Genomic DNA, 26,053 nt, shown 5'->3' on the forward strand with positions numbered 1-26,053 from the left:
ATGCTGCGTTTTCTGCTAAATCGCGGAGGCCAAGCGCTGATCGCGGCCTTCGGTGTGGTGACGCTGGTGTTCTTTCTCCAGCGTCTTTCCGGAGACGCGACAGCGTTGCTGTTACCTGAAACTGCAACGCAAGCAGACATCGATGCTATGCGTGTCACTCTTGGACTCGATCGGCCTTTGTTGATCCAGTATTTTGCGTTTCTCGGAGATTTGGCACGGTTCGATTTGGGGCGCAGTTTTGTTCAGAATGCCGATGTATGGGATATTGTCGCCAGTCGTATCCCACAGACATTGCAGCTGGCCACTGGCGCGTTGATCGTTGCGCTGGTCATTGGTCTGCCGATGGGTGTGGTTATGGCAATCACCCGCGGCACCCGTATTTCAAAAGTCTTGATGTGGCTGGTTCTTGCCTTTCAAGCGATGCCTACATTCTGGTCCGGTATCATCATGATCCTGGTTTTCGGCGTCTGGCTGCGTTGGCTGCCGTCGTCTGGAACGGGTACGCTGGCGCATCTGATCATGCCATCGATTGCGCTGGGATTGTTATCTTTGGCGACCTATGCCCGTATCACAAGGGCGGCCATACTGGATGAACTGTCCAAAGATTACGTCCGTTCTGCCCGTGCGCGGGGCGTGCGTACCGGACGCTTGGTCTCGAAACACTTGCTGCGCAATTCACTGATCCCGGTCATTTCGATTACGGCATTGGAATTGTCTCAGCTTCTGGCGGGCGCAGTCATTGTCGAAACAGTGTTTGCTTGGCCTGGGTTGGGCTTGTTGACTGTGCAAAGCATCGCTTCACGCGATTTTCTTGTGGTCCAAGCGATTGTCTTGATGGGGGCTTTTGTGACGATCTTTGCCAACCTGGCAGCTGACATCCTGTATTCGGTGGTTGATCCCCGCGTAAGACTGACGGGTAAATCATGAAAAGAATACTTAGCCTTCTGGGCACCATATGGGCCTGGTGGCCTGTATGGTTGTTTGCCGCGCTTGTGGCTTTTGCGATCTTTGCGCCTTGGCTCGCGCCGTTTGATCCGGACAGGCAGAATCTCTTGGGCCGATTGAAGTCGCCCGGATTTGAATCGCGCGGTGCAGTCTATTTGCTCGGTACAGATGAACTTGGGCGCGATGTCCTGTCACGTTTGATCTACGGTTCTCGCGCATCTCTCGCTGTGGCAGCGTTGTCGGTTTTATTGTCAGGGGTTGTGGGCGTTTTGGTCGGAATGGCCGCGGGTTACATGCGAGGCTGGGTCGAAACGGTTTTGATGCGGCTTGTAGATATCTTTCTGTCCATCCCGGCTATCTTGCTTGCAATTATCACAGTGGCGGTTCTCGGGCCCGGATTTGTAAATGTAATTATCGTCTTAGCCCTAACGCGTTGGCCCCGCTACGCGCGCGTCACTTATGGCCAGACTTTGGCTATTGCAGACCGCCCCTATGTTACGCTTGCCAGGTCAATGGGGGCCAGCCCGCTGCGTGTTCTGGGTCTTCATATCCTACCCAATATCATCGGGCCTCTTTTGGTCGTCGCGACTTTGGAATTCGGTCTGATGGTTTTGTTTGAAGCAGGTCTGTCCTTCCTGGGGCTGGGCGTGCAGCCGCCAACCGCTAGTTGGGGATCAATGATGTCAACCGGACGAAACTATATCGCGACGGCATGGTGGATCGCCATGTTCCCTGGCGGAGCGCTGTTTTTGCTGGTGCTTAGCGCCAATCTTATCGGCGATCGGCTGGGTGATCGAATTGGAGAAGGAAGATAACCATGGATTTCGGAAACGAATTCAACGGCAAGCGTGTCGTGATCACCGGTGCTGCCGGGGTGATGGGCCGTGCGTTGACCCGTACATTTGCGCAGGTGGGCGCCGATGTCTGTGCGACGGATCGCTCAACCGATGGGCTTCATGGGTTTTGCGTGGCCGCAGATTTGACCACAGATACGGGGCTGGCCCATTTGCTGGACGACGTTGCCACTGCTTGGGGGGCTCCGGATATTGTGGTGAACAACGCAGCGATTTATCCCTCATCCTTCCTGCTTGATATGGAGGTGGCTGATTGGGATCAGATCATGGCGGTGAATGTGCGTGCGCCTTTTGCGCTAATGCGTGGATTTGCGCTGCAAATGATCGGGCGAGAGATTGCCGGCAATTTTGTAAACATCTCCTCCGGGGCGGCACGCAAGATGCGGCGTACGGCTGTGACTTATTGTATGTCTAAAACGGCTCTGGATCGTATGACCAAGGGCTTTGCGCTGGAGCTGGCTGAATATGGTATCCGGGTCAATTGCGTTGAGCCGGGCTTTGCTTCTGGTAGTGCGGTTTCCGCCTTGTCACAGGAGCATATCGACCGCGTTATGGCCGCGATCCCCTTAGGGTCTGAGACGAAATCAGAAGATATCGGGCAAGCAGTTCTCTATCTGGCCTCGTCTGCCGCCAAGAACATCACCGGCACATCATTGGCCGTAGATGGCGGCAATTCAGCTGGCGCCATGGATGTCTACCAAGGCAAAAAGAGCGCTCTATGATCTGGAACCCCGAACCGTATCCTTGGCCTAAACCCTATCGGGCAGCGTTTTGTTTCAGCGTCGACGTCGATGCAACAGCGCCGTACCTCTGGCAACATAGAAATGGCGTGCCAAAAACACTGGCCGCATTTGAGCACCGCCAATACGGCATGCGCAGAGGGCTGGCGCGGATCACCAACATGCTGGACCGCATTGGCGTAAAGGGGACATTTTTCGTGCCCGGCGCGGTGGCAGAAGAAAATCCGGATTTACTTCCCGGACTGTTGGAACGTGGGCAAGAGATCGCGCTGCATGGTTATTTCCATGAGCTGGTGGGGGATATATCGGATAGCCAATTCACCCATGCTTTGGAGCGATCCATTGATTTGTTTGTAGCACAGACCGGCAAACCGCCCACCGGGTTCCGATCTCCTGCCTGGGAGATGACCCCGCATATGATTTCGGAATTGGCCCGGTTGGGTCTCTGGGATAGCAGTCTGATGGGCGAAGACGTGCCCTACCGAATTGGGGGCGTTACCGAGATTCCTGTACGTTGGGATAACGATGATGCGATCTTTTTCAAGTTTCTGGGCCCGGGCGATAAATCTCCGCGCCCGGATTGCGAGGTTGCTGAGCAGTGGCGACAGGACGCGCACACCCAGATCGATGACGGCGGGCTATATATGCTGACTGTTCATGATTGGATTTCCGGCCGCGCGAACCGTGTGGCCCATCTGGAAAACCTGATGGCCTATGTAATGCAAGCCGATGACGACATTTGGATCACGTCCTGCGGAGGGCTGGCTGCGCATCACAAAACAGTGGCGGGCGGCCTGAATGTGCCAATGGAACAAATACTGCCGACCGTGAAAGGGTTCGACACGTGAGCGCCTATTCAAAAGAAACCACATCCCAGAACGCTGGCAATTTCAGCCATCAGTGGGCGATTTCCAAACCGCAAACAGAAAGCCATGGCGGGATCGTTGCAGCTCAACATTTCGAAGCGGCCCAGGTTGGAGCAGATATTCTGGCCCGAGGTGGCAATGCAATGGATGCGGCTGTGGCTACAGCCGTCGCTCTTTCTGTTGTGGAACCCTGGTTGTCCGGGCTGGGCGGTGGCGGGTTTCTGCTCCATGCAACATCCGACGGCGAGGTCGACACGCTTGATTTCAATATGCGTGCGCCGTTGGCCACGGATCTCTCAGACTACCCTTTGACCGGCGGCGAGGGTGGCGATTGGTTCAATTGGCCATCGGTCGAGGGTGACCGCAATCTGATCGGCCCGATGTCCATCGGGGTGCCCGGTACGGTTGCAGGTTTGGCGGCGGGATTGGAGCGCTACGGGACGCTCAGCTGGGCTGAGGTTACAGCTCCGTCAGTGGAACTTGCTGAGCGGGGTATGCGAGTCGATTGGTTCGCCGATCTTGTGTTTGCGGTCGACACGCCGGGATTGACACGGACGGAAGCTGCGCGTGCGCTGTTTCTTGATCCGATGCGGCGCAAGACCGATGCAAAAGATCCAACGGTTCGACACCTAGCAATGCCGTACAAAGCGGCGATGTTGCGACGATTGGCCGATGCCGGGCCACAGGATTTTTATACTGGAGAGATCGCGGCAAAGCTCATTTCAGATATGGAGACAGCGGGATCCAAGCTCAGCGCCGACGACTTGGCAAAGTATAGCCCCAATTGGGCGTCTTCACTCAACGCAGCTTATAGAGACCGACAGATTCACACGATACCGGGACTTTCGGGCGGGCCCAGCCTGTTGTCTGCCCTGAGCACGCTCGAACCCATAGATATGGCACAGACTTCTGAGGCGGAGTTTGCGACTTACCACGCTGATGCGATCCGCGCGGCCTATGAAATCAGACTTCAACAGATGGGTCATGCAGCCGCTGCCCAAGACTGTACCAGTCATGTGTCGGTTGTTGATCACTCCGGAAACATGGTGTCGCTGACCAACACTCTGCTGTCGCGTTTCGGTTCCAAGATCGTTGCGCCTTCGCTGGAATTGGTGATGAACAACGCGATGATGTGGTTTGATCCACGACCTGGCCAACCGAATTCAATTGCACCCGGTGCGGCACCTCTGGCGAATATGACGCCGGTTGTCACAACCCGAAACGGAAAACCTGATATCGCGATTGGCGCGGCTGGAGGGCGGCAAATTTTTCCGGCACTTGTGCAGTTGCTGTCGCGGCTAATTGATCGCGGCGATAGCCCGGAGGCCGCATTCCACGCGCCCCGGATCGACGCCAGCAGCCCCCTGATCATTGTAAACCGAGCGGCACCACCTAATACCGCCTCGGCAGTGGCTGCTCATCATGCGGTGCAGATTTCGGAAGACAGTCTTTATCCGGTTCTGTTCGCGATCCCTTCGATGGTTCAAGCCGGGCATGGCGATGCTCCCAACCTCGGTGCGGTACATCCGAATAACCCGTGGACCGCGGCCTGTTCAGAAGGCGATCGTAAAACCGGCAATAAGGTGGGACAAGCGTCCGGGGTTGGGGGCAGAAAATGACCCTTTTGACAGTTGAGGACTTAGCGATCAGCGCTGGCGTTCTTTCGCTTGTTGATGGTGTTTCGCTAGATATCGAAGCGGGTCAGGTCGTGGCGTTGGTCGGCGAAAGTGGGTCAGGAAAATCGCTGACTGCTTTGTCGATAATGGGTTTGTTGAGCGAAGGCTTGCGCGTCAATCGTGGCACCATCAGATTAGGCGACGCGCAACTGAGCACAGCGACACCTCAGGCCTTAAACACATTGCGAGGCGATGATATGGCGATGATTTTCCAGGAGCCAGTATCGTCATTGAACCCACTGGTTGCAGTAGGCTCACAAGTTGCCGAAAGCCTGATCGTGCATGACCGGGCATCGCCCAAAGAAGCGTATGCGCAAGCCGTAGAGATGCTGCGAAAGGTCGGCATACCCGAGCCCGAAAGCCGCGCCCGGCAACTGCCATCCGAATTATCAGGGGGGATGTGTCAACGCGTGATGATTGCAGCGGCGCTCATCTCACGCCCCCGTCTGTTGATCGCAGATGAGCCAACAACGGCGCTGGATGTGACGATACAGGCGCAGATTTTGGAATTGATGAGCGAACTCGCACAACAGGCCGGCACAGCGATTTTGTTGATCACACATGACATGGGGGTCGTCGCAGAATTGGCCGACAATGTTTGTGTGATGTATGGCGGCTGTGTGGTCGAACAGGGCCCGGTTCACACGATCTTTAAAGCCCCGCAGCACCCCTATACGCGCATGCTGTTGAAAACCTTGCCTCGTCTGGATCAGCCACCGAAACGTGAGCTGTTTGCGATCCCGGGCAATGTACCCAGTCCGAAAGACTGGCCACAGGGATGCCGGTTTCAAAGCCGGTGCGATCGACCGTCTGAAAAATGCGCAGCCCGTCCGCCCTTGCAGGGCGATACGCATCGCTTTGCCTGTTTTCACCCCGTCGGAACTTTATCATGAGCTTGCTGTCAGTCCAGGATCTGAAGGTACACTTTCCGGTGCGAACCGGAACATTCGGCGAGGGCAACGCTCTTGTGAAGGCCGTTGATGGCGTCACGCTGAACATTGAGACCAATCAAACATTGGCCGTCGTAGGAGAAAGCGGTTGCGGCAAATCCACGACGGGCAACGCGATCCTGGGTCTCGCGCCCGTTACTGGCGGCAAGGTCTATTTTGAAGGGCGGGATTTGTCTGCTTTGTCGCCGGCAGATCGTAAACACGTCTGGCGTGAGATGCAGGTGGTGTTTCAGGACCCCGTTTCGGCGTTGAACCCCAGACGCACGATTGTTCAATCTATCGCAGAACCGTTGGTTATCCATGGCTACGACAAGGACAAGATCGGTGCACGTGTTGATGAGTTAATGAATCTTGTTGGGTTGAACCCGGATCAGCGTAACAGGCGCCCGGCAGCGTTATCCGGCGGGCAAAGACAGCGAGTGGTTATTGCACGTGCCTTGGCTCTCAGCCCCAAATTGGTGATTTGTGACGAGCCTGTTTCTGCCTTGGATGTATCGATCCAAAGTCAGATTCTGAACTTGCTGATGCGACTCCAAAAAGAGCTGCATCTGAGTTACCTGTTTATCGCCCATGATCTGTCGGTTGTGCGTCATATCGCGGACCGCGTAGCGATCATGTATCTGGGTATTGTTGTTGAAGAAGGTCCGACAGAACAGGTTTTTTCGGAGCCAAACCATCCCTATACACAGGCGCTGATCTCGGCCATTCCTTTGCCTGATCCCGCATTGCGCGGCAAACGCAAGCGCATTGTTTTGGACGGGGATTTGCCAAGTCCTTTGGACCCACCCAAAGGGTGTCCATTTGTGACCCGTTGCCAGGTCGCGGAAGCGCGGTGTAAAACCGAAAGGCCTTTGCTGAAAGAAACCTCGGATACCCGGCTTAGCCGTTGCTTTGTCCGCAACCCCTGATCTTCTGCCGACCATAAAGTATGACGCCTACGTGCTCTGTTGCCTGCCGGTTTTACGGGTTGAGTGCTTGAGCATCGGAACGCTAGCTCAAACCACCCAGGTCGCAGATATATTCGCGTATGGCGGCGACACCCTCGCGGGTTTTTAGGTTCGAGAACACAAACGGCAGATCCCCTCGCATACGTGTTGCATCCCGGTGCATCACAGATAGGTCCGCACCGACATGTGGGGCGAGATCAGTCTTATTTATGATCAAGAGATCTGATCGTGTGATTGCTGGCCCGCCCTTGCGGGGGATCTCTTCGCCCGCGGCGACATCGATCACGTAAAGCGTCAGGTCCGCCAGCTCTGGACTGAATGTGGCTGATAGGTTATCTCCGCCACTTTCGATCATCACGATCTCGAGATCGTCATGGCGCTCGCACATCTCGGCCACTGCGCCAAGATTAATAGAGGCATCTTCACGGATCGCGGTATGTGGGCAGCCTCCTGTTTCGACACCCAGAATGCGGTCCTGTGGCAGGATTTGGAGCCGCATCAAGGCCTCGGCATCCTCTTGCGTGTAGATGTCATTGGTGATGACCGCGATGGAATGGCTTGTGCGAAAAACTTCGCTCAATGCTGCGGTAAGGGTTGTTTTGCCCGCGCCAACCGGGCCGCCAATTCCGATGCGAAGGGGGCCATTTAAGGTGGTCATGTGCGAAAGATCCTTGAATGTTGGATTTCGTGTTTCATTGCGGCGATGTCGGCAAGAAAGCTGGTTGAGGAAAGCCGATCCAGATCGCCATCGGAGGCGTGGTCTGCGATTTCGCTACACAATGGGGTAAGGGCATGGATGATTGTCTGCGCTTCGCTTTGTCCGATTGGTGCAAGTCGTTGGCCCGCCGCGACGAGATTGGAGACAAAGGCGTGCAAATACATGATGGTCGTCGCGTGAAGCGGCATGTCGCATGTATAGGCCGCGTGTCCGGCGGCGACCGGAAAGGTTAGCTTGGCTGTACTGTCCGTCGGAATGCTCTGCGGCCAAACGGTGCGAGTGATCTGGCAAAAGGCTGCGCCCTGCAGATCGGTTTCGCGCAGTCGTTCCAATGATGGGGCAAAGGCACGGCACTGTGCATCAATCTGTTTCAGAATATCGCTATTCTGCGCATGATAGGCCGCCGCTAGAAACAACGCATCTGCAAAGCCGCCACCATCGCGCAAGACGGTTTCGATCCAGATTTTCAGATCGTCGCCGCTCCTGACATCACCTGATAAGATCGCATACTCCAACCCGTGGGAATAGCTAAACGCCCCTACCGGGTAGGCAGGAGAAAACCACTGCGCGAGCGTCAATAGTTGTTCGTCAGTGGGCATGGCTATGCGTGTGGTCGTGCGAATGACTGTGGGCGTCCCCATGCGAGTGGCTGTGGGTGCGACCGTGACCATAGGCACCGCCTTCGGGGGTGAAAGGTTCAACCACATCGCGTAACGTCGCGCCGAGTTTCTGTAGCATATCCCGGATCACATGATCGTTCTGAATGAGCAGCCTTCCGTCCTCGATCTGACAGGGCATATGGCGGTTACCTATGTGCCATGCCAATCGCAAAAGATGTGCGCCAGTGACTTCCAACAATGCTTCGTCTGCCGGGCAAACGCCGACCTTGCGCCCGTCTTCAAGGACGAAGGCATCTCCTCGATCCAGTGAAATGGTGGACGGAAAATCGACCAGAAAGCGGGTTCCGCCGTCGCTGGTCATGACTTTTCGCCGTAGAAAGCGGTGCTCATAGCTGAGAGTAATATGATCATCCACGTCGTGAGCGTGAACCTTATTCTGGCTCAATGGGAGGGGCATAGACAGGCTCCGTCAGAAGAGAAAATAGCGCTGTGCCATGGGCAAATCATCCGCGGGATCGCAGGTTAGCAATTCGCCATCGGCGCGCACCTCATAAGTCTCCGGGTTGACTTCGATTGTTGGCAGAGCAGTGTTCAGTTTCAGATCGGTTTTGCCGATGTTGCGTGTTCCGGCAACCGCGCAGGTCTGTTTGGCGAGACCCAAATTACGACCAATATCAGCTGCCTGCGCAGCCTCAGATACGAAGATCACCGAAGAGTTTTCCACCGAACGACCGAATGCCGCGAACATTGGCCTGGAATAAACCGGCTGTGGCGTTGGAATAGAGGCATTGGGATCCCCCATTTGCGCCATGGCAATTGAGCCACCCAGTATGACCATTTCGGGTTTCACCCCAAAAAACGCCGGGTTCCACAGAACCAGATCCGCGCGTTTTCCGACTTCGATGCTGCCGATTTCATGGGCGATACCATGTGCGATGGCCGGGTTGATGGTGTATTTTGCGATATAGCGGCGGACACGGAAATTGTCGTTTTCTCCGGTTTCCTCCGGCAGTCGGCCACGTTGCTTCTTCATCTTATCGGCGGTCTGCCAAGTGCGGATCAGAACCTCTCCTACCCGGCCCATAGCCTGGCTATCTGATGCGATGATCGAGAACGCCCCCATGTCGTGTAAAATATCCTCGGCGGCAATGGTTTCGCGCCGGATGCGGCTTTCTGCAAAAGCAACGTCTTCGGGGATGGATTTGTCGAGATGGTGACAGACCATCAGCATATCGAGATGTTCTTCGATGGTGTTGACCGTGAAGGGGCGTGTTGGATTGGTGGAAGAGGGCAGTACATGCTCTTCTCCACAGATCTTGATGATGTCCGGCGCATGACCGCCGCCTGCGCCTTCGGTGTGAAAGGCGTGGATTGTTCGGCCTTTCATGGCCGCGACAGTGTGTTCGACAAATCCAGATTCATTCAGCGTATCTGTGTGGATCATCACCTGCACATCCGTTGCATCGGCTACGGAGAGGCAGCAGTCGATGGCGGCAGGGGTGGTGCCCCAATCCTCGTGTAGTTTGAGCGCGCAGGCTCCGGCAGTGACCTGTTCTTCCAGAGCGCGAGGTTGAGACGCGTTGCCTTTCCCGGCAAAAGCGAGGTTCATTGGGAAGGCGTCTGCAGCTTGCAGCATCCTTCCGATATGCCATGCTCCGGGGGTACAGGTTGTCGCTAAGGTTCCATGTGCAGGGCCGGTGCCTCCACCAAGCATTGTGGTCAGGCCTGAATGTAGTGCCTCATCTATCTGTTGTGGGCAGATGAAATGGATATGGCTGTCAAACCCGCCCGCAGTCAGGATCCGCCCTTCGCCGGCGATGATCTCAGTGCCTGGTCCAATAATAATGGAAACGCCCGGCTGAGTGTCGGGATTACCAGCCTTGCCGATCGCGACGATACGACCATCTTTCAGGCCGACATCCGCCTTGTAGATCCCGCTGTGGTCAACGATCAGAGCATTGGTGATAACGGTATCAACTGCGCCTTCGCTACGACTGGCCTGAGATTGCCCCATGCCATCGCGGATCACTTTTCCGCCGCCGAATTTCACCTCTTCACCATATGAAAGAGCGTTGCCTGTCCCGCTTGCCTCGGCACTCAGATCGCGCTCAACTTCTATGATGAGGTCGGTATCCGCAAGACGCAAACGGTCGCCGACAGTTGGGCCAAACATGGCGGCATAGTCTGCACGCGTGATCTGTGCTGGCATCAGAGGTCTCCCATCACGGCCGAGTTAAAGCCAAAAATGCGTCGCGCACCCGCGATTGGGATCAGGGAAACGCTGCGGCGCTGACCGGGTTCAAAACGCACGGCAGTGCCTGCCGCGATGTCCAGACGTTGGCCACGCGCAGTCTCGCGATCAAACTCCAACGCGGGATTGGCTTCGGCAAAATGATAGTGTGAGCCGACCTGGACGGGGCGATCACCAGTGTTGGCAACCATCAGTTTTGTTGCGGGTCGATCCGCATTCAACGCCAGAACGCCGTCGGCAGGCATCAATTCTCCGGGTATCATTTGCGATGCCTTAACAAAGTTGCACAGCCAACAACAACCGCCGCGATCAGAGCGATCAGAAGCCAGGTGTCTGCTCCATGCGGGTGAACATGTGTGCCCTCATGCGCCAACGCCGGGCTGGTCGTCATGAGCAGAAAAAGGATAAGAGCGCGTAACGGTGTCATGGTTTAGAATCTCCTAAGTATTTGTCAACGAATAGGATTGTGAACTGTGACCAACTTTGTGCCGTCGCGGAAACTGGCCTCGACTTGAATGTCTTTGATCATCTCAGGGATGCCTTCCATACAGTCCTCGCGGCTGATGACCTCGGCTCCTGCTTCCATAAGATCAGCGACCGAACGACCGTCGCGCGCCCCCTCGACGACTGCGTCTGTGATCAGGGCGATGGCTTCGGGATGGTTCAGTTTTACCCCGCGGGCGAGGCGCCGTCGGGCAACCTCTGCAGCCATTGAAATCAGCAATTTGTCTTTTTCACGCGGGGTTAGATTCATGTCAGGTCATCCAAGGTCGTGGAAGAGGGCCCCCGTGCAGCTCACACAGGATTGGCAATAATATTTGGCGCAATGCATAGCTGTCTGGAGCAAGCGCGCGCATGACCAGAAGATCAGATCCGATCAGGCTAGCGCCTGCGGTTGGTCCCAATTGGGTGCGCAATTGGCCAAGCCGGGCCTGGGCATCTGGCGCTACATACACCAGTGTGGTCATGGCTCCGGCACCATTAGCGATACCAGGCTTGGCCAAATGCGCTGCAATATCGCCACTAAGGGTCATGGTATCGGTGAACAAAGGACCACCTGCGCGTCGAACATCGATGCGATCCTTCAAATAGGCTTTGGTCAGGGTTTCGCCCATTGCTGCCCGTCCAAAAACCAGCGTTTCGCATATCAGCAATCGGGCATTCTCATGAAGATCAACTTTGAGGCTTCGATTAAGACTGCAGCCTTGAAACAGAATGGTTTCCTGAGGGATCCATGCAAGGCTGGCTTTGGTCTCTACCGTCAGGGCGTTTCGGATTGTTCCGGTTTCGCCGGGCTGTGCACGGTATGCGCGCTCAGCCGCCTGATTGGTTAAGGTGAGTGATGTCCCTACCCGTGCGGTCGCGCGCAAATCAAACTGGTCTCCGCCTGTGACGCCACCCGCAGTATTGACCAGAACGCCCTGTAGCGCGGCTTCGTCAGTGCGTGGGAACAACAGCTTAAGCGAGCCGACTTGTCGTAAACCTGCCAGCACAGATGTGTCGTCGCGCCTTTTGGCGGAGACAGAGACCTCTCCGATGGCGCGAGGCGGAGCAGGTTGGGCCAATTTGATTGGTAGACCAGATGACCGCCCGTCTGCATTCATCATGTGATCGCTCTGGCTCGGCTGCCACGGCGCAGATTGGCATTGGGATGAAGGTCTAGGCGTCATGCCGTCGATTTCATCACAGCTGGGATCTATCGCTAGTTCAAAGCGAAAAATCCGTCATTTTGCGGCACGCTCTGCGCAAAATAGAGGCCAATTGCGGTATCTGTGATCAAAAAACAGGCTGTTGCGTGGTTCTTACTGACTACATTTCGCGCGCCGTTTGCGAAATTTTCTGCGATGCAGAATGCTCAGCCCATCCACGACAGCCTTCTGCTTGGAGATCGTGGTGTGTGACGACCGGAGGAATTTGCGATCTCGCCAGCCGCCACACGGATGCAACACGAAGCTGCCTGGTACAGGTAGGAAATCCGGCGCGCTGGCGCAAGGGATCCACTGCTGTTCCGGCGAGGAGAAACTAGATGATCACCTGTAAATCCGTTCTGGCAACGACTGCTACTGCCGCGGTGCTGGCCACCACGACTATGGGCACAGCAGCACTGGCTGCAGATTGCCCAATAAAAGTGGGTGTCTTGCATTCACTGTCTGGAACGATGGCCATTTCTGAAACCACGCTGAAAGATACAATGTTAATGCTGGTCGAGGACCAGAACGCCAAGGGGGGAGTTTTGGGATGCGAACTGGAAGCGGTCGTCGTCGACCCTGCGTCCAATTGGCCGTTGTTTGCGGAAAAAGCCCGCGAGTTGCTGAGCGTACATGAGGTCGATGTCATCTTTGGGAACTGGACATCGGTTAGCCGCAAGTCGGTATTGCCGGTGATCGAAGAGTTGAATGGCCTGCTGTTCTATCCGGTGCAATACGAGGGCGAGGAAAGCTCCCGCAATGTGTTTTATACTGGAGCCGCACCAAACCAGCAGGCCATTCCAGCGACGGATTACTTCCTTGATGAGCTTGGTGTTGAGAAGTTTGCGCTCTTGGGTACCGACTATGTTTACCCGCGTACGACCAACAATATCCTGGCGAGCTATCTGGAGCAGAAGGGTATCGCAGAGAGTGATCTCTTTGTGAATTACACACCGTTTGGACATTCCGATTGGTCAAAGATCGTCTCGGATGTCGTGGCGCTGGGCGCTGATGGCAAAAAGGTCGGGGTAATATCCACGATCAACGGGGACGCGAATATTGGCTTTTACAAGGAGCTGGCGGCGGCAGGTATCAGCGCCGATGATATTCCGGTTGTGGCCTTCTCCGTTGGTGAGGAAGAACTGTCGGGTTTGGACACCTCTAACCTGGAAGGGCATCTGGCGGCCTGGAATTACTTCCAATCTGCCGAAGATGAAGCCAACAGCGCCTTTATCGCAAAGTGGAAAGACCGGATGGGCGAAGACCGCGTGACCAATGATCCCATGGAGGCGCATTATATCGGCTTTAACATGTGGGTGAATGCGGCAACAGAGGCGGGCAGTACCGATGTCGACGCCGTGCGGGGCGCGATGTACGGGCAGGAATTCCCGAACCTCACGGGTGGTAAGGCAGTGATGCTGCCAAATCACCATCTCGCCAAACCAGTTCTCATTGGTGAAATTCTGGATAACGGGCAATTCGACATCATCAGCAAAACCGAAGAAGTGCCGGGTGATGCGTGGACGGATTTCCTCCCCGAGTCTGCAGTTCTGACCTCTGATTGGAAAGACCTTGGCTGCGGAATGTACAACACAGAGACCAAGAGCTGTGTACAGACCCTGTCCAATTACTGATCTGACAGGATCTTCAGGAAAGGGGAGAATGCCCCTTTCCGCCCTCTTTTATCATTAACGGAAATGACGCCTATTATGACACGGTTCCTTGCCGCTGGTTTGTTTGTGCTATGGGGTTGTGTCGCTGCCATTGCGCAAACGCTGCCTCAATCTGACAGTCTTTCCTCCGATACTCTCGCGCCATCTGGAGCAGCCCTGCTGACGCTTTTGCAGTCTCAGTCGGAGCTGATTGTCGCCAGCTCGCGGCGAACGATCCAACCTGCTATTGATGCCATTGCTGACAGTGGTCTCGCTGAGGCGCAGGAGCTGCTCCAGCTGTGGCAAGGCAAGAAGCTGCTACTGCGCAAATCTGATGGGTCGTTTTTTCGTGGCGAGAAAATCACGGGAGGCGAGTATGAGCTGTTTGATCTGGACACTGGGGTGTCCGTCGGCATGGGCGACAAAACAGATCTGAAACAGATCAAGCCAAATTCTGGGGTGCGTGCCATGATTGGCACCGCGCTGGTTCGGTTCCAGTTGGAAGATCCGGACATCGCCATCCGCCGGGCGGCTGTAACATCGATAAAGAGAGACCCGTCTGCCGCGGCATTGCTGCCGCTACGGGCGTCGATTCCGGGTGAAACTGACGACGATTTGCGCAGACTGAAGCAGCGGCAGGAACGACTGCTTACCATTCGGTTTGACCTAGATACCGTGGCCCGCTTAGAGGCGATCAATGACATGTCCGGTGACTTGGGCGTCGATGTTCGGGCAACACTCAACCCGTTGCTGAGTAGAGCGATGCATATCGATACGAACGGTCCGCCAGCAGGCGCGAATATCGCAGCTGAGTGGCGTATCGATGATGGTCTTACAAAGGCGGATGCCTATGCCGCGTTGGTCGAACGGGATCTGGCACCTGCGCTGCTGCAGCAAGATGAGATGAAGTCAGCACTGGAAGCGCATATTGTAGCAGGTCGCGTTGCAGGGGTGCCGTTGGCACAATTGTCAGACCCTGCCATGCGCCAGAAAGCCTATGATGGACTGGTTGCCGAGGGCTTGGCACGTCCTGCCCCAACTTTACAGGAGATGGCTGACGCCATCGCGCGCTATCGCTTCTTTGATATTTATGACGAACCCGCCGTAGATGTAACGAATGCAGCCGCAGCGACAATGGCGCGGATTGATACCGACGTGGTGGTCAATCAGGCCGCAGATCTGGCGCTTGATGCCATCTCGCTGGCATCAATCTATTTTCTAGCGGCTATTGGCCTTGCGATTACCTTTGGGGTTATGGGCGTCATCAATATGGCCCATGGCGAATTTATCATGATGGGCGCCTATACCGGTTATGTCGTTCAGCAGATCATACCGGATCATACGATTTCCATTCTTGTAGCAATACCAGCCGCCTTTGCAGTGACCTTTGGCGCAGGCATTGCGATGGAAAGACTGGTGATCCGTTGGCTCTACAATCGACCGCTTGAAACGTTGCTCGCAACCTTTGGTATTTCGATCGCGTTGCAGCAATTGGCCAAGAACGTATTTGGAACCCAAGCGCGGCCGTTGACCTCTCCGGGTTGGTTGGACGGAGCTTGGGTCGTCAATGATGTGGTCTCAATCAGCTATATCCGCATTGCGATCTTTGTTCTGGCCTTGGGCTTTCTGGCGCTGCTTCTGTTCATCATTCGCCGCACGCGTTTGGGATTGGAAACCCGCGCGGTCACACAGAACCGGAGCATGGCCGCGTCGATGGGTATCAATCCGGATCGCGTGAATATGCTGACCTTTGGGCTCGGATCCGGCATAGCTGGTATTGCGGGTGTTGCGATCGGGTTGTTTGCTAAGGTCACGTCAGAATTGGGCAACGACTATATCGTTCAAAGTTTCATGACCGTTGTTGTTGGTGGCGTAGGAAGCATTTGGGGCACGTTGGCAGGGGCTGTAATGATCGGCTTTTCCCAAAAGGGGATAGAATGGCTTAATCCCTCCAACACGTTGGCTGCCCAGACCTACATGATCGTGCTGATCATCATTTTCATTCAATTCAGGCCCCGAGGGATCGTCGCCCTGCGCGGTCGAGCGGCAGGAGACTGATACATGCAACGTTCATTTATTGCCCGTAATCCGTCTGTTTTGGTCTTCATCGTGATCTTGGCGCTGTTCACTTTGGGGGTCACACTACTGTCGGAGGGGCTGGGAGCCGGAGTTATTTCTACCTCGATGATTAAGACCTTGGGCAAGACTTTGTGCCTTTGCTTGGTGGCTATCGCGATGGACTTGATTTGGGGATATGTCGGTATTCTCAGCCTGGGCCATTTCGCATTCTTTGGTCTGGGTGGTTACATGATTGGCATGTGGCTTATGTATGAGCGGACCCGCGATGCGGTGCTGGCGTCAATGTCAGATGCTGTGCTGCCGCCCACCCCAGCCGAAATACAGGATGCCATTGCTCACCAGATCTTTGGGGTGGTTGGAAGCGATAGTTTCCCGCTGATCTGGGCCTTTTCTGACAGCCTGCTGCTGCAACTGATTTTGGTGGTGGCAATCCCCGGCTTGTTGGCGTTGGTTTTTGGCTGGCTGGCGTTTCGAAGCCGGGTCACAGGCGTCTATCTGTCGATACTGACACAAGCGATGACATTGGCGCTGGCACTATATCTGTTTCAGAATGACAGTGGATTGCGCGGCAACAACGGGCTAAGCGGGCTGCAGAACTTACCCGGTTTGATGGATGTGCCGCAATCTTTGCTGTCGATTTGGTTCCTGTGGGCTTCGGCTTTTGCCCTGTGCCTTGGCTATGTGCTTGCCGCTTGGGTGGCGGGTGGCAAATTTGGGTCTGTCCTGCGGGGCATTCGTGACAATGAAACCCGAGTGAGGTTTCTCGGTTATTCTGTCGAGGGCTATAAGCTGATGATGTTTGTCGGCACCGCCTGTATCGCAGGGATCGCCGGTGCGCTTTACTATCCACAGGCAGGGATTATCAATCCTGCCGAAATGGCACCAATAGCATCAATCTATCTCGCTGTTTGGGTTGCCATTGGCGGACGAGGCAGGATCTATGGTGCGGTGATTGGTGCCGCGTTGGTGTCGCTGTTGTCCAGTTGGTTCACTGGTGGGCAAGCGCCTGACATCGATTTCGGCGTTTTCACCATCCGTTGGGTGGATTGGTGGCAGGTGGTTCTGGGGATCGGCTTTGTTTTGGTCACGCTCTTTGCCCCCAAGGGTATCGGTGGGTTGATCGATCTGATCCGGCAACGCCGAGTGACCGGAGCTGCGATGAGCAGAGAGGAAGGCCAGCCATGAACCCTCTTCTGGAAGTCTCAGGCGTTTCGGTGAGCTTTGACGGTTTCAAAGCGATCAACAACCTGTCGTTTAGGATCGGCCCGACTGAGCTACGGGCGATTATCGGCCCCAATGGTGCGGGGAAAACGACCTTCATGGATATTGTTACTGGTAAGACGGTACCCGACAGTGGTCGTATCGTTTGGGGTGGTAAGCGCAGATCCGGTTTTGCTCGATCTGAAGCACGTATTGCGCGCGAAGGGGTTGGACGTAAATTCCAAAAACCAACCGTGTTTGAGGATCAGACTGTTCAGGAAAACCTACTTCTGGCGCTAAAGGCAGATCACCGCCCCATTGCAGTATTATTATATCGACCAACACAAATGCACCTTGAGCGTGTTGGAGAACTGGCCGAGGAGATCGGTCTGGCAGATGCTCTGCGACGACCTGCAGGCGAGCTGAGCCACGGGCAGAAGCAATGGCTGGAGATCGGCATGTTGCTCGCGCAGGAACCGCGTTTGCTACTGGTGGACGAACCGGCGGCTGGCATGACGCCAGAAGAACGTGAGCATACCACGGCAATCTTGGTGGCAGCTGCAAAGACGCGCGCTGTGGTGGTGGTGGAACACGATATGGAGTTTGTACGGCGATTGGATTGCAAGGTCACCGTGCTGCACGAAGGCGCGGTTCTCGCCGAAGGATCGTTAGACCATGTAACCGCAGATCAGGCGGTCATTGATGTTTATCTGGGGCGCTGAGCTATGCTGAAACTGAAAAATGTGACTCTGCACTACGGCCATTCGCAGATTCTCTATGGGATTTCCATGGAGGTACGGCGTGGTGAAGTGGCTTGCGTCATGGGTACAAACGGGGTCGGCAAAACCAGTCTAATGAAAGCTATTTCTGGCAGCCACGCCAGGTCAGGCGGTGTGATTGAGCTGGATGGCGTCGCTTTGGGGGCCGCTCCCGCCCATCAGTTGGCCAAAAGAGGTATCGCCTATGTGCCGCAAGGGAGAGAGATCTTTCCACTGTTGACGGTTCGCGAGAATCTCGAGACTGGATTTGGCTGTTTGCCAGCGTCTCAACATCATATACCTGACAGGGTTTATGACTTGTTCCCTGTCCTCCGTGATATGCGACATCGACGCGGTGGTGATCTCTCCGGCGGCCAACAGCAACAGTTGGCTATTGCACGGGCATTGATCACACGCCCGAAACTGCTGTTGCTGGATGAGCCAACTGAGGGCATTCAGCCAAATATTATCCAACAGATCGGTGAGGTGATCCGTCATCTGCGAACCGAAGGCGAAATGGCCATTGTCTTGGTCGAGCAGTACTTTGATTTTGCCTATGAACTTGCCGACAACTTTGTGGTCCTGCGGCAGGGTCGTGTCGCGTTGACAGGGGATCGGAGCATGGTCAGCCGGACTGATCTTCTAGCAGGCGTATCTGTCTGATCGAGACCTCTGAAATCCAAGCGATTCCACGTATTTCGACGTCTTCACGTGTGTAACGTTAACGCTAAACACAGGCTTGGATCAGAGTGTCTAGGTCTGTCTGCGATATGAAATTTAGCTTTGTATAACGCTGTGCTCAACACGATTAAATTTTAAGCAGTTGAAATTTATCCAAAATTCCAGTCTATTGTAACCAATTTAGATTTTCTGAAATTCACTACATTTTATTCGAAGTGCCTGCGAAGCCTTATTTGAGTACTCTCGGTCAAATGTGCGATCGCGGCATAAGAATAATGGAGTTCTCGAACGATAAATCGAGACGCTGCTGCGCGCGGAAGAGGGAGGCTAAGTGTCTGAATGATTGAAACGCCGGTATTGAGCGCGCGGCATTTTGCGCTGCAAAATCTGGTGAAACTTTGCAGCGTACGCCATCAGATGCGGCACGCTAGCAAGAAAATTCAGGGTTAAACACCACCAGCGGGCAAACCGAATACACCTTCCATCCGTGCGTCAGGGTGAGGCGGGAAACGACAAAAATGGCGCGCAACACTCATCAGGGAACGATCATGTCAATCAAGCCACCATTTACCGAGCTGGAGATCGAAACTGCTCCATCCGGGTTCTATGAAGGCCACAGCCTTCCTATCGCGTTGATCAGTAAGATCATCATGACAACACTGGTCCTTTGGGCCTTGGTCTGGCCGAGCAAAGCCAGCGGCACCCTGTCTTGGGTGAACAGCGAATTGCTGAACGGCTTCAACGCCTTTTACATCATCTCTGTAGGCCTTTTTGCATTCTTCCTGTTTGTTCTTGCCATTCTGCCGGCCACTGGAAATAAGAAACTGGGCACTGCCGATACTGTACCGGAGTTCTCGAATTTCTCTTGGTTTTCGATGATGTTCGGTGCTGGTCTTGGCGTGGGTTTGATGGTTTTTGCCACTGCAGAACCCTTGGGCCTGTGGGGGTCTAACCCGGTTGTTCTCTCTGGAGAAGTGGCTGCAAACACCGAAGAGGCGGTGCAGTCTGCCTATCGCTACACCTTCCTCCACTATGGCTTTCACGCTTGGGCGATTTACGTGCTGACCGGCCTGTCGCTTGCCTATTATGCCTATACACGTGATATGCCACTGACGATCCGTTCAGCATTGACACCTCTGCTGGGCAAGGCGGCCAATGGATTCATCGGTCACCTGGTCGATGTTCTGGGCGTGGTTGCGACAATCCTTGGTGTTTCCGTGACCATTGGTTTCGGCGTCAGCCAGTTTGTGGACGGTGTCTATGCTGTTTCTGGCATGGGTTGGCTGATGAACGGTGACGTCGAAGCACCGAAACCAAGCACCGTCGGACTGTTGTCAGCCCTCTTCATTATCATGGGCCTGTCTATCCTTTCGGCGGTCTCCGGTGTTGGACGCGGCATCAAGTATCTTTCTAACCTCAATCTGGTACTGTCGGTCATTCTGCTTTTGACCTTTGTGTTCTTTGGCTCGTTCTTCTTTGCCATGACCAAATTCGGTTCCGGTTTGGTCGACTATATCCTGCATTTTGTTCAGATGTCGTTCGGTGCCTATGGACCACAATCAGCTGATGCCTTTGCGGCAGCGCTGCCCGAGGCAGCTCAGGCATTGCCTGCTGAGGATTTGAGTGCAGTATATGGTTCGGCCACGTCGCCTTGGGGATCGCTTGGCGGGTTTAGCGAAGGGCTTCCTGCTTCAGCGGCCGCGCTGGATGCGGATGCGATCTATGCAGCCGGTGAACCCGGCCGTCAGTTTGGTTGGCAAGCTGGTTGGACCACGTTCTACTGGGCTTGGTGGATCGCCTTCTCACCCTTTGTAGGTCTGTTCCTGGCTCGCATCTCAAAGGGTCGGACGGTACGGGAGTTCATCTTTGGTTGCGTAATTGCACCAGCAATTGTTTGCTTCCTGTGGATGACCATTCTGGGTGGCACCGCGATTGATTTGGAACTGAACGGCAGCGCTGCGGGCTCCATCATCGGAGCGACCAATACGGCCAAGCTGTTTGCCACGTTGGAGCAAATGATTTCGGGTGGGTTCCTGTCTGCCATAACCGTAATGTGCGTGGTCCTGATCATGACCTTCCTCGTGACCTCGGCTGACTCGGGTATTCTGGTTATGAACACCATCATGTCCGGCGGGGAACAGGAAACTGGGATCAAGCACCGCATCATTTGGGGCTTGATCCTGACTTCGGTGATCGGTGCGCTTATCATCGCAGGTAATAGCGGGACAGCCACCAATCCGTTTGGAGCCTTGCAGAACGCAATGATCATCGGAGCGCTGCCTTTCACCATCGTGATGGTCTTCATGATGATTGCGCTGGCAAAAGCGCTGTATCGTGACAGCTTACGCGACAAGGTTGACTAAACCCTCTTTTGTTTCAAAACTCAGAAAAAGGTCGCGCCCTGGCGCGGCCTTTGTCGTTTGAGCCTACGGAAATGGATCAGTAAATTATGAGTTATGCTCATACATGGTGGCTGTAATCTCATTGGTAAGACTGGCGGAATTGAGTGATAAGGCCCTTGAGCAAAAAGGGGTAACGCCATGGATCGCGCCGAGATCGTGCATCAAAATTTCCTTGACCGAGTGGTCGCGGGGAGCCTGCCACCGGGGCCTCCGCCCGCGGGTGATTTGTCTGGTAGCGATGCGGTAGCGATTTTCCGTGCACAGGTTCTCAGCCGTGCGCTGGATCGTACCAGCCGGGCCATGCAGAAGGTGGGCCAAGGGTTCTACACCATCGGATCATCGGGTCACGAAGGGATGGCGGCAGTGGCGCGGGCATTGCGGCCGGACGATATGGCCTTCCTGCACTACCGTGATGCCGCGTTTCAGATCGCTCGCGCTGATCAGGTGCCGGGTCAAAGCACAGCCTGGGATATGCTGCTGTCCTTTGCCTGCTCTGCCGATGATCCAACATCGGGGGGACGGCACAAGGTGCTGGGATCCAAAGCGTTGATGATCCCGCCGCAGACCTCGACCATCGCAAGTCATCTGCCGAAGGCGGTTGGCGCAGCCTATTCCATCGGCGTCGCGCGTCGCCATGAACCAGAACACCGCGTTCTGGCTGAGGATGGATTGGTAATGTGTTCCTTCGGTGATGCGTCCGCCAATCATTCGACTGCGCAGGGTGCGATCAACACGGCGTGTTGGGCTTCGGTCCAATCCACACCTTTGCCGCTGTTGTTCGTTTGCGAGGACAATGGAATTGGTATTTCGGTGAAAACGCCTAAGGGCTGGATCGAAGCATCGATGTCACAGCGTCCCGGCATGCGTTATTTTCAGGCGGATGGGCTGAATATGCATGACGCCTACAAGGTTTCACAGGCTGCCGCAGACTATGTTCGATCCCGGCGTAAGCCTGCATTCCTGCACCTGCGAACCGTCCGTTTGTATGGTCACGCAGGTGCCGATGTGCCGACAACCTATCTGAGCAAAGCGGAGGTTGAGGCGGATGAAGCAAATGATCCTTTGCTGCATTCAGTACGTTTGCTGTCTCAGGCGGGTGCATTGTCGCGGGAGGATGCTCTGGCGATCTACACCGAGACCTGCGCGCGCGTGGAGCGGATTCGAACAGAAGTGGTTACGCGGCCTTATTTGCAAACTGCGCATGACGTCAGTGCCAGCCTGATCCCGCCGTCACGGGCGTGTCGCCCGACCAACGGGCCAAGTCACGAGGCGCGCGCGCGGATGTTGGGCAGCGATTTGCGCGCTCAGGTCGAACCACAACCGATGAGCCGATTGATCAACTGGGCGTTGGCCGATCTGATGTTGGAACATGGCGAACTGGTCACCATGGGGGAAGATGTAGGCCGTAAGGGCGGCGTCTATGGCGTTACCCAGAAGCTACAGCAGCGTTTTGGTCCGGATCGTGTGATTGATACGCTGTTGGACGAACAGTCAATTCTAGGCCTTGCCATTGGTATGGCACACAATGGGTTCGTCCCGATTCCGGAAATCCAGTTTCTCGCCTATTTGCATAATGCCGAAGATCAGATCAGGGGCGAGGCTGCCACTTTGCCGTTTTTCTCAAACGGCCAATTCAGCAACCCAATGGTGTTGCGCATCGCTGGCCTCGGATACCAAAAAGGCTTTGGTGGGCATTTCCACAACGACAATTCTCTTGCTGTATTGCGGGATATTCCGGGCCTTGTGGTTGCTTGCCCGTCTGACGGGGCAGAGGCTGCAATGATGCTGCGAGAGGCAGTGCGTTTGGCGCGTGAGGAGCAGCGGGTGGTGGTCTTTGTTGAGCCGATCGCGCTTTATCCAATGCGGGATCTGCATGAAGCGAAGGATAGTGGGTGGATGCGTCACTACCCGGCGCCGGATCAACGCATCGCATTGGGCGAGGTTGGGGTGCATGGCAATGGAACCGATGTGGCGATCGTGACCTATGGCAACGGACGGTATCTGGCGACACAGGCAGAGACCGAGCTGAAGGCCAAAGGCGTCGCAGCCCGTATTGTTGATCTACGCTGGTTATCACCACTGCCCAAAGAGGCGCTGTTGGCAGCCACAGCAGACTGCGACAAGATCCTGATTGTCGACGAATGCCGCACGACAGGTAGCCAGTCCGAGGCACTGATGTCGTTGTTCTACGAGGCTGGTCGTCGCCCTATGGCGCGTGTTGTGGCTGAGGATTGCTTTATTCCGACGGGGCCCGCCTACGCCGCGACGCTACCGTCCAAGGAGAGCATTGTTGCCGCTGCGTTGCAGCTGACAGGGGCTGACACATGACTCGTACCGCTGTTTTGATTTGTCCAGGGCGTGGCACCTACAACAAGGCGGAATTGGGCTATCTTGCGCGTCATCATTCAAACAAACAGTCTCTAATCAACACATTTGATGCCATACGTCAGGCTTCTGGTCAGGAAAGCGTCACGGCCTTGGACGGAGCCCAGAGGTATTCGGTTTCAAAATACTCGCGTGGTGATGTGGCCTCGCCGCTGATTTATGCAAGCGCGCTAGCCGACGCACAGTCTCTGGCTGACGATATCGATGTGGTAGCCGTCACCGGGAATTCCATGGGGTGGTATATCGCATTGGCAGCGGCGGGCGGCCTCAGCTCCCAAGCGGGGTTTGAGGTGGTCAACACTATGGGCCATCTGATGCAGCAGAACCTGATTGGTGGGCAATTGGTTTACCCCTGCCAGAGTGACGACTGGCAGTTAGATCCACACCGCAAGGCAGAGCTGCTACAGTTGGTCGATAGGATAACCAAACGCCCCGGACACAGACTTTCATTGTCAATCGATCTGGGGGGCATGCTGGTTCTGGCAGGTAACACACAGGGCCTTGAGGCATTTGAACAATCCGTGCCGACAGTGCAGGATCGCTTTCCCATGCGGTTACCCAATCACGCTGCGTTTCATACCGATTTGCAGAAACCGGTTGCTGCGGAAGGCCGGTCTCACTTACCAGTTGATATGTTTGCGCTTGCCGAAAAGCCATTGATTGATGGACGTGGGCACATCTGGTGGCCCGGCGCCAACACGTTGGACAGACTCTGGGACTACACGTTGAACACGCAAGTGGTCGAGCCTTACGATTTTACACGGGCAGTGCAGATTGCGGCGCAGGAGTTTTCGCCAGACCTGTTCATTATTGCGGGCCCTGGTACGACGCTTGGCGGCGCTGTTGCGCAGTCTTTGGTGCAGATCAGCTGGCAAGGGCTATCAGGCAAAGCAGCCTTTAAAACACGACAAGCTCAAGACCCATTGGTCGTCGCCATGGGTGATCCGGAACACCGGGCGCTCGTTAGCGGTTAGGACAGTGCGCTCTGATCAGCATCCGTCTCTACCGGCACTGCAAATGCTTCAACCGGGCGGGATACGTTGTGCAGGGACACTGAACCAAGCGGCGTAGCCTGTTCGGGCGCTTCCAGCAGGTCGCGGCTGGCTACGATCGTATGGCCGCAGGATTTGCCATAGTCGCCAAGCCGTGCCGCGATATTTGCGGCCTGACCAATGACCGTGAAATCCAGCCGCTCTCGCGATCCTACGTTTCCATATGTGACACCACCGTAAGCGAGACCGATGGAGCACTCGCAACGCGGGTTGCCGTCTTCGTCACGCATAGCGTTCAGACCGTCGACGATCGCACCGGCTGACTGCAGCGCCTGGGCGCGGGCTTCGGTGGGGGTGTCGCCGGCGGGAAACACTGCCAGAACCGCGTCGCCGATGAATTTCAATACTTCGCCGCCATGTTCGTGAACGATAGTCGACGCGGTTTCGAAGAAACTGTTGAGCAATTCGATATAGGCAATGCGGCCTAGCTCCTCTTCCAGCCGTGTCGATCCGCGCAGATCGCAAAACATGATAGCGGCATCGATATCATCGCCATCTCCACGCCTGATCTCTCCGCCCAAAACCCGCGCACCAGACCGTTTACCGACATAGGTTTCAAGCAACGATTGCGCGTTCTCCCTTTGCATGAACACTTCGTAGTAGCGGGCAATCACTGCCGAGCATTCGAAGATCAGCCCTAGGTTTTCGGTCGAAAAGCCCTTGGGATGATGGCTGGCGACGGTCAGCACATTGATCCGCCCATCTGAGAACGGCAGCGGCATTGCTACGTAGTCCGTCGCGCCCTCTTTGCGTAGATCGCTCAAGATCGGAAAGGCATCACCGGGTTGATCAAAATCCAAGCGATGCCGAATGCCGCCAAGCCCATTGGAGACATGGCGCAAAGGGCTATTCTGAAAAGCGGGATGATCGTGGATTTCATAGCTTGGGGCGTAGGTGGTGACTGTGCCGGTCGTGCGGCTCCAGATGAAGTTCTTGCCTGCAATCATTGGATGCAGCGACCAAGCCATTACGGCGAGGCGGGACAATTGAACGCCATGTTCTACCAATTTCTCGGACAGCCGTTGTGTGAATTCTTCCGGAGTAGGCAGATAAGCGGCTTCGCGCAGCAACCAATCCACCAGCGGACCAGAGATATTGCTGTATTCAGGGACCTGCAGCAGATTGCTGCCCAAATCGATCTCTACCGGCGCCTCCGGGACAAAACTGACGTGACCTGCGATAATTGAAGCCTCGGGAAGGACGTCGTCGTAGGACCAAGCCGCGTTGGCAATGTTGTCATCGCCAAGTTGCAGATCCTGATAACCCGCAGTGCCTTTGAAGGGGCAGAATGTCTGGTGACCATTGGCAGGGGAGAGACAGCTGCGAATATCGTCGCGTGGGAAATAGATCGCGGCAGGGCGCCGGGTTTCGTACATCACCTTAGCGCGTCTGCTTTGTGCTATGACTTTGCCACTGTGGCGGGCCGTCACTTGGCCGCGTAGCTCCTCTACGAGAATTCCATAAGCAGGTTGAGCGGTGTTGGCGCGCATATTCATGAAGGCGTTCCCAGCAGATCGGACAGCATGACCGCCATGCTGCCTGTCCCTTACTATGTGGTGGCTTGTAGCGGGAATGCCAGTGCGATGCAG

Annotated in this window: 24 protein-coding genes; 15 read left to right on the forward strand and 9 right to left on the reverse strand. The window is 55.3% G+C overall.

Annotated elements, in window-relative coordinates; translation table 11 throughout:
* Genes ACEWZM_RS10660 through ACEWZM_RS10690 form a run of 7 tightly spaced genes read left to right on the forward strand, consistent with a single transcriptional unit; the run spans position 1 to position 6,939 of the window.
* Positions 1-927 carry an ABC transporter permease gene (locus tag ACEWZM_RS10660; RefSeq protein ID WP_414006407.1) on the forward strand — a complete coding sequence of 309 codons (927 nt, stop codon included), beginning with the start codon at positions 1-3 and terminating at the stop codon, positions 925-927.
* Positions 924-1,760, forward strand: a complete 837-nt coding sequence (locus ACEWZM_RS10665; protein ID WP_414006408.1) for an ABC transporter permease — start codon at positions 924-926, stop codon at positions 1,758-1,760. Before ACEWZM_RS10660 ends, ACEWZM_RS10665 begins: the two co-directional genes overlap by 4 nt.
* A gap of 2 nt (positions 1,761-1,762) precedes the next feature.
* Positions 1,763-2,521 carry an SDR family NAD(P)-dependent oxidoreductase gene (locus ACEWZM_RS10670; protein ID WP_414006409.1) on the forward strand — a complete coding sequence of 253 codons (759 nt, stop codon included), beginning with the start codon at positions 1,763-1,765 and terminating at the stop codon, positions 2,519-2,521.
* Entirely contained in the window at positions 2,518-3,387 is an 870-nt protein-coding gene (locus tag ACEWZM_RS10675; protein WP_414006410.1) for a polysaccharide deacetylase family protein, read from the forward strand. Before ACEWZM_RS10670 ends, ACEWZM_RS10675 begins: the two co-directional genes overlap by 4 nt.
* Entirely contained in the window at positions 3,384-5,024 is a 1,641-nt protein-coding gene (locus tag ACEWZM_RS10680; RefSeq protein ID WP_414006411.1) for a gamma-glutamyltransferase, read from the forward strand. The genes ACEWZM_RS10675 and ACEWZM_RS10680 overlap by 4 nt, the downstream gene beginning before the upstream one ends.
* Positions 5,021-5,974, forward strand: coding sequence for an ABC transporter ATP-binding protein (locus ACEWZM_RS10685; RefSeq protein ID WP_414006412.1), 954 nt, complete (start codon positions 5,021-5,023; stop codon positions 5,972-5,974). The genes ACEWZM_RS10680 and ACEWZM_RS10685 overlap by 4 nt, the downstream gene beginning before the upstream one ends.
* A complete protein-coding gene (locus tag ACEWZM_RS10690; RefSeq protein WP_414006413.1) occupies positions 5,971-6,939 on the forward strand; it encodes an ABC transporter ATP-binding protein in 969 nt (322 codons plus the stop codon). Before ACEWZM_RS10685 ends, ACEWZM_RS10690 begins: the two co-directional genes overlap by 4 nt.
* Positions 6,940-7,021: 82 nt before the next feature.
* Here ACEWZM_RS10690 and ureG read toward each other — a convergent pair whose 3' ends face one another.
* The 8 genes from ureG to ACEWZM_RS10730 are packed head-to-tail and all read right to left on the reverse strand — an operon-like array spanning position 7,022 to position 12,174.
* Positions 7,022-7,636: an urease accessory protein UreG gene (gene ureG / locus ACEWZM_RS10695; RefSeq protein WP_414006414.1), complete on the reverse strand. Its 615-nt coding sequence runs from the start codon at positions 7,634-7,636 to the stop codon at positions 7,022-7,024.
* The gene (locus tag ACEWZM_RS10700) at positions 7,633-8,295 is read right to left on the reverse strand and encodes an urease accessory protein UreF (RefSeq protein WP_414008008.1); all 663 of its coding nucleotides are present in this window, start codon (positions 8,293-8,295) and stop codon (positions 7,633-7,635) included. Before ACEWZM_RS10700 ends, ureG begins: the two co-directional genes overlap by 4 nt.
* A complete protein-coding gene (locus ACEWZM_RS10705; RefSeq protein ID WP_414006415.1) occupies positions 8,285-8,773 on the reverse strand; it encodes an urease accessory protein UreE in 489 nt (162 codons plus the stop codon). Before ACEWZM_RS10705 ends, ACEWZM_RS10700 begins: the two co-directional genes overlap by 11 nt.
* Before the next feature lie 12 nt (positions 8,774-8,785).
* Positions 8,786-10,525: an urease subunit alpha gene (gene ureC, locus ACEWZM_RS10710; protein WP_414006416.1), complete on the reverse strand. Its 1,740-nt coding sequence runs from the start codon at positions 10,523-10,525 to the stop codon at positions 8,786-8,788.
* The gene (locus tag ACEWZM_RS10715) at positions 10,525-10,830 is read right to left on the reverse strand and encodes an urease subunit beta (RefSeq protein ID WP_414006417.1); all 306 of its coding nucleotides are present in this window, start codon (positions 10,828-10,830) and stop codon (positions 10,525-10,527) included. The genes ureC and ACEWZM_RS10715 overlap by 1 nt, the downstream gene beginning before the upstream one ends.
* Positions 10,827-10,994 carry a peptidase M23 gene (locus ACEWZM_RS10720; protein ID WP_414006418.1) on the reverse strand — a complete coding sequence of 56 codons (168 nt, stop codon included), beginning with the start codon at positions 10,992-10,994 and terminating at the stop codon, positions 10,827-10,829. The genes ACEWZM_RS10715 and ACEWZM_RS10720 overlap by 4 nt, the downstream gene beginning before the upstream one ends.
* A 24-nt stretch (positions 10,995-11,018) precedes the next feature.
* Positions 11,019-11,321, reverse strand: coding sequence for an urease subunit gamma (locus ACEWZM_RS10725; protein ID WP_414006419.1), 303 nt, complete (start codon positions 11,319-11,321; stop codon positions 11,019-11,021).
* A gap of 1 nt (position 11,322) precedes the next feature.
* Positions 11,323-12,174, reverse strand: coding sequence for an urease accessory protein UreD (locus ACEWZM_RS10730; RefSeq protein WP_414006420.1), 852 nt, complete (start codon positions 12,172-12,174; stop codon positions 11,323-11,325).
* A gap of 419 nt (positions 12,175-12,593) precedes the next feature.
* Between ACEWZM_RS10730 and urtA the strand changes: the two genes are divergently transcribed.
* From urtA to ACEWZM_RS10770, 8 genes are all read left to right on the forward strand, one after another.
* A complete protein-coding gene (gene urtA, locus ACEWZM_RS10735; RefSeq protein ID WP_414006421.1) occupies positions 12,594-13,889 on the forward strand; it encodes an urea ABC transporter substrate-binding protein in 1,296 nt (431 codons plus the stop codon).
* Positions 13,890-13,964: 75 nt separating this feature from the next.
* Positions 13,965-15,965, forward strand: a complete 2,001-nt coding sequence (gene urtB / locus ACEWZM_RS10740; RefSeq protein ID WP_414006422.1) for an urea ABC transporter permease subunit UrtB — start codon at positions 13,965-13,967, stop codon at positions 15,963-15,965.
* 3 nt (positions 15,966-15,968) lie between these two features.
* On the forward strand, positions 15,969-17,171 hold the full coding sequence (urtC, locus tag ACEWZM_RS10745) for an urea ABC transporter permease subunit UrtC (protein WP_414006423.1): 1,203 nt from the start codon (positions 15,969-15,971) through the stop codon (positions 17,169-17,171).
* Positions 17,168-17,908, forward strand: coding sequence for an urea ABC transporter ATP-binding protein UrtD (gene urtD, locus ACEWZM_RS10750; protein ID WP_414006424.1), 741 nt, complete (start codon positions 17,168-17,170; stop codon positions 17,906-17,908). Before urtC ends, urtD begins: the two co-directional genes overlap by 4 nt.
* A gap of 3 nt (positions 17,909-17,911) precedes the next feature.
* On the forward strand, positions 17,912-18,607 hold the full coding sequence (urtE, locus tag ACEWZM_RS10755) for an urea ABC transporter ATP-binding subunit UrtE (RefSeq protein WP_414006425.1): 696 nt from the start codon (positions 17,912-17,914) through the stop codon (positions 18,605-18,607).
* Positions 18,608-19,173: 566 nt separating this feature from the next.
* On the forward strand, positions 19,174-20,988 hold the full coding sequence (locus ACEWZM_RS10760; protein ID WP_414006426.1) for a BCCT family transporter: 1,815 nt from the start codon (positions 19,174-19,176) through the stop codon (positions 20,986-20,988).
* A 177-nt stretch (positions 20,989-21,165) separates the two neighbouring features.
* On the forward strand, positions 21,166-23,355 hold the full coding sequence (locus ACEWZM_RS10765; RefSeq protein WP_414006427.1) for a dehydrogenase E1 component subunit alpha/beta: 2,190 nt from the start codon (positions 21,166-21,168) through the stop codon (positions 23,353-23,355).
* Positions 23,352-24,386: an ACP S-malonyltransferase gene (locus ACEWZM_RS10770; RefSeq protein WP_414006428.1), complete on the forward strand. Its 1,035-nt coding sequence runs from the start codon at positions 23,352-23,354 to the stop codon at positions 24,384-24,386. Before ACEWZM_RS10765 ends, ACEWZM_RS10770 begins: the two co-directional genes overlap by 4 nt.
* On the opposite strand, the gene ACEWZM_RS10775 is transcribed toward ACEWZM_RS10770, so the two are convergent.
* A complete protein-coding gene (locus ACEWZM_RS10775) occupies positions 24,383-25,960 on the reverse strand; it encodes a DUF427 domain-containing protein (protein ID WP_414006429.1) in 1,578 nt (525 codons plus the stop codon). The genes ACEWZM_RS10770 and ACEWZM_RS10775 overlap by 4 nt on opposite strands.
* Positions 25,961-26,053 lie beyond the last annotated feature (93 nt).

The sequence above is a fragment of the Phaeobacter cretensis genome (assembly GCF_047372505.1).
In the GTDB taxonomy this organism is placed as follows: domain Bacteria; phylum Pseudomonadota; class Alphaproteobacteria; order Rhodobacterales; family Rhodobacteraceae; genus Phaeobacter; species Phaeobacter cretensis.

Bases quoted from the DNA above. Each gene is read 5' to 3' on its own strand.
- ACEWZM_RS10760 (WP_414006426.1), top strand. From the start codon at position 19,174: ATGTCAATCAAGCCACCATTTACCGAGCTGGAGATCGAAACTGCTCCA.
- ACEWZM_RS10665 (WP_414006408.1), top strand. From the start codon at position 924: ATGAAAAGAATACTTAGCCTTCTGGGCACCATATGGGCCTGGTGGCCT.
- ACEWZM_RS10675 (WP_414006410.1), top strand. From the start codon at position 2,518: ATGATCTGGAACCCCGAACCGTATCCTTGGCCTAAACCCTATCGGGCA.
- ACEWZM_RS10765 (WP_414006427.1), top strand. From the start codon at position 21,166: ATGGATCGCGCCGAGATCGTGCATCAAAATTTCCTTGACCGAGTGGTC.
- urtE (WP_414006425.1), top strand. From the start codon at position 17,912: ATGCTGAAACTGAAAAATGTGACTCTGCACTACGGCCATTCGCAGATT.
- ACEWZM_RS10730 (WP_414006420.1), bottom strand. From the start codon at position 12,174: ATGATGAATGCAGACGGGCGGTCATCTGGTCTACCAATCAAATTGGCC.
- ACEWZM_RS10690 (WP_414006413.1), top strand. From the start codon at position 5,971: ATGAGCTTGCTGTCAGTCCAGGATCTGAAGGTACACTTTCCGGTGCGA.
- urtB (WP_414006422.1), top strand. From the start codon at position 13,965: ATGACACGGTTCCTTGCCGCTGGTTTGTTTGTGCTATGGGGTTGTGTC.
- urtC (WP_414006423.1), top strand. From the start codon at position 15,969: ATGCAACGTTCATTTATTGCCCGTAATCCGTCTGTTTTGGTCTTCATC.
- urtD (WP_414006424.1), top strand. From the start codon at position 17,168: ATGAACCCTCTTCTGGAAGTCTCAGGCGTTTCGGTGAGCTTTGACGGT.
- ACEWZM_RS10685 (WP_414006412.1), top strand. From the start codon at position 5,021: ATGACCCTTTTGACAGTTGAGGACTTAGCGATCAGCGCTGGCGTTCTT.
- ureC (WP_414006416.1), bottom strand. From the start codon at position 10,525: ATGCCAGCACAGATCACGCGTGCAGACTATGCCGCCATGTTTGGCCCA.
- ACEWZM_RS10775 (WP_414006429.1), bottom strand. From the start codon at position 25,960: ATGAATATGCGCGCCAACACCGCTCAACCTGCTTATGGAATTCTCGTA.
- ACEWZM_RS10705 (WP_414006415.1), bottom strand. From the start codon at position 8,773: ATGCCCCTCCCATTGAGCCAGAATAAGGTTCACGCTCACGACGTGGAT.
- ACEWZM_RS10660 (WP_414006407.1), top strand. From the start codon at position 1: ATGCTGCGTTTTCTGCTAAATCGCGGAGGCCAAGCGCTGATCGCGGCC.
- ACEWZM_RS10715 (WP_414006417.1), bottom strand. From the start codon at position 10,830: ATGATACCCGGAGAATTGATGCCTGCCGACGGCGTTCTGGCGTTGAAT.
- ACEWZM_RS10725 (WP_414006419.1), bottom strand. From the start codon at position 11,321: ATGAATCTAACCCCGCGTGAAAAAGACAAATTGCTGATTTCAATGGCT.
- ACEWZM_RS10670 (WP_414006409.1), top strand. From the start codon at position 1,763: ATGGATTTCGGAAACGAATTCAACGGCAAGCGTGTCGTGATCACCGGT.
- ACEWZM_RS10720 (WP_414006418.1), bottom strand. From the start codon at position 10,994: ATGACACCGTTACGCGCTCTTATCCTTTTTCTGCTCATGACGACCAGC.
- ACEWZM_RS10770 (WP_414006428.1), top strand. From the start codon at position 23,352: ATGACTCGTACCGCTGTTTTGATTTGTCCAGGGCGTGGCACCTACAAC.
- ACEWZM_RS10700 (WP_414008008.1), bottom strand. From the start codon at position 8,295: ATGCCCACTGACGAACAACTATTGACGCTCGCGCAGTGGTTTTCTCCT.
- ureG (WP_414006414.1), bottom strand. From the start codon at position 7,636: ATGACCACCTTAAATGGCCCCCTTCGCATCGGAATTGGCGGCCCGGTT.
- urtA (WP_414006421.1), top strand. From the start codon at position 12,594: ATGATCACCTGTAAATCCGTTCTGGCAACGACTGCTACTGCCGCGGTG.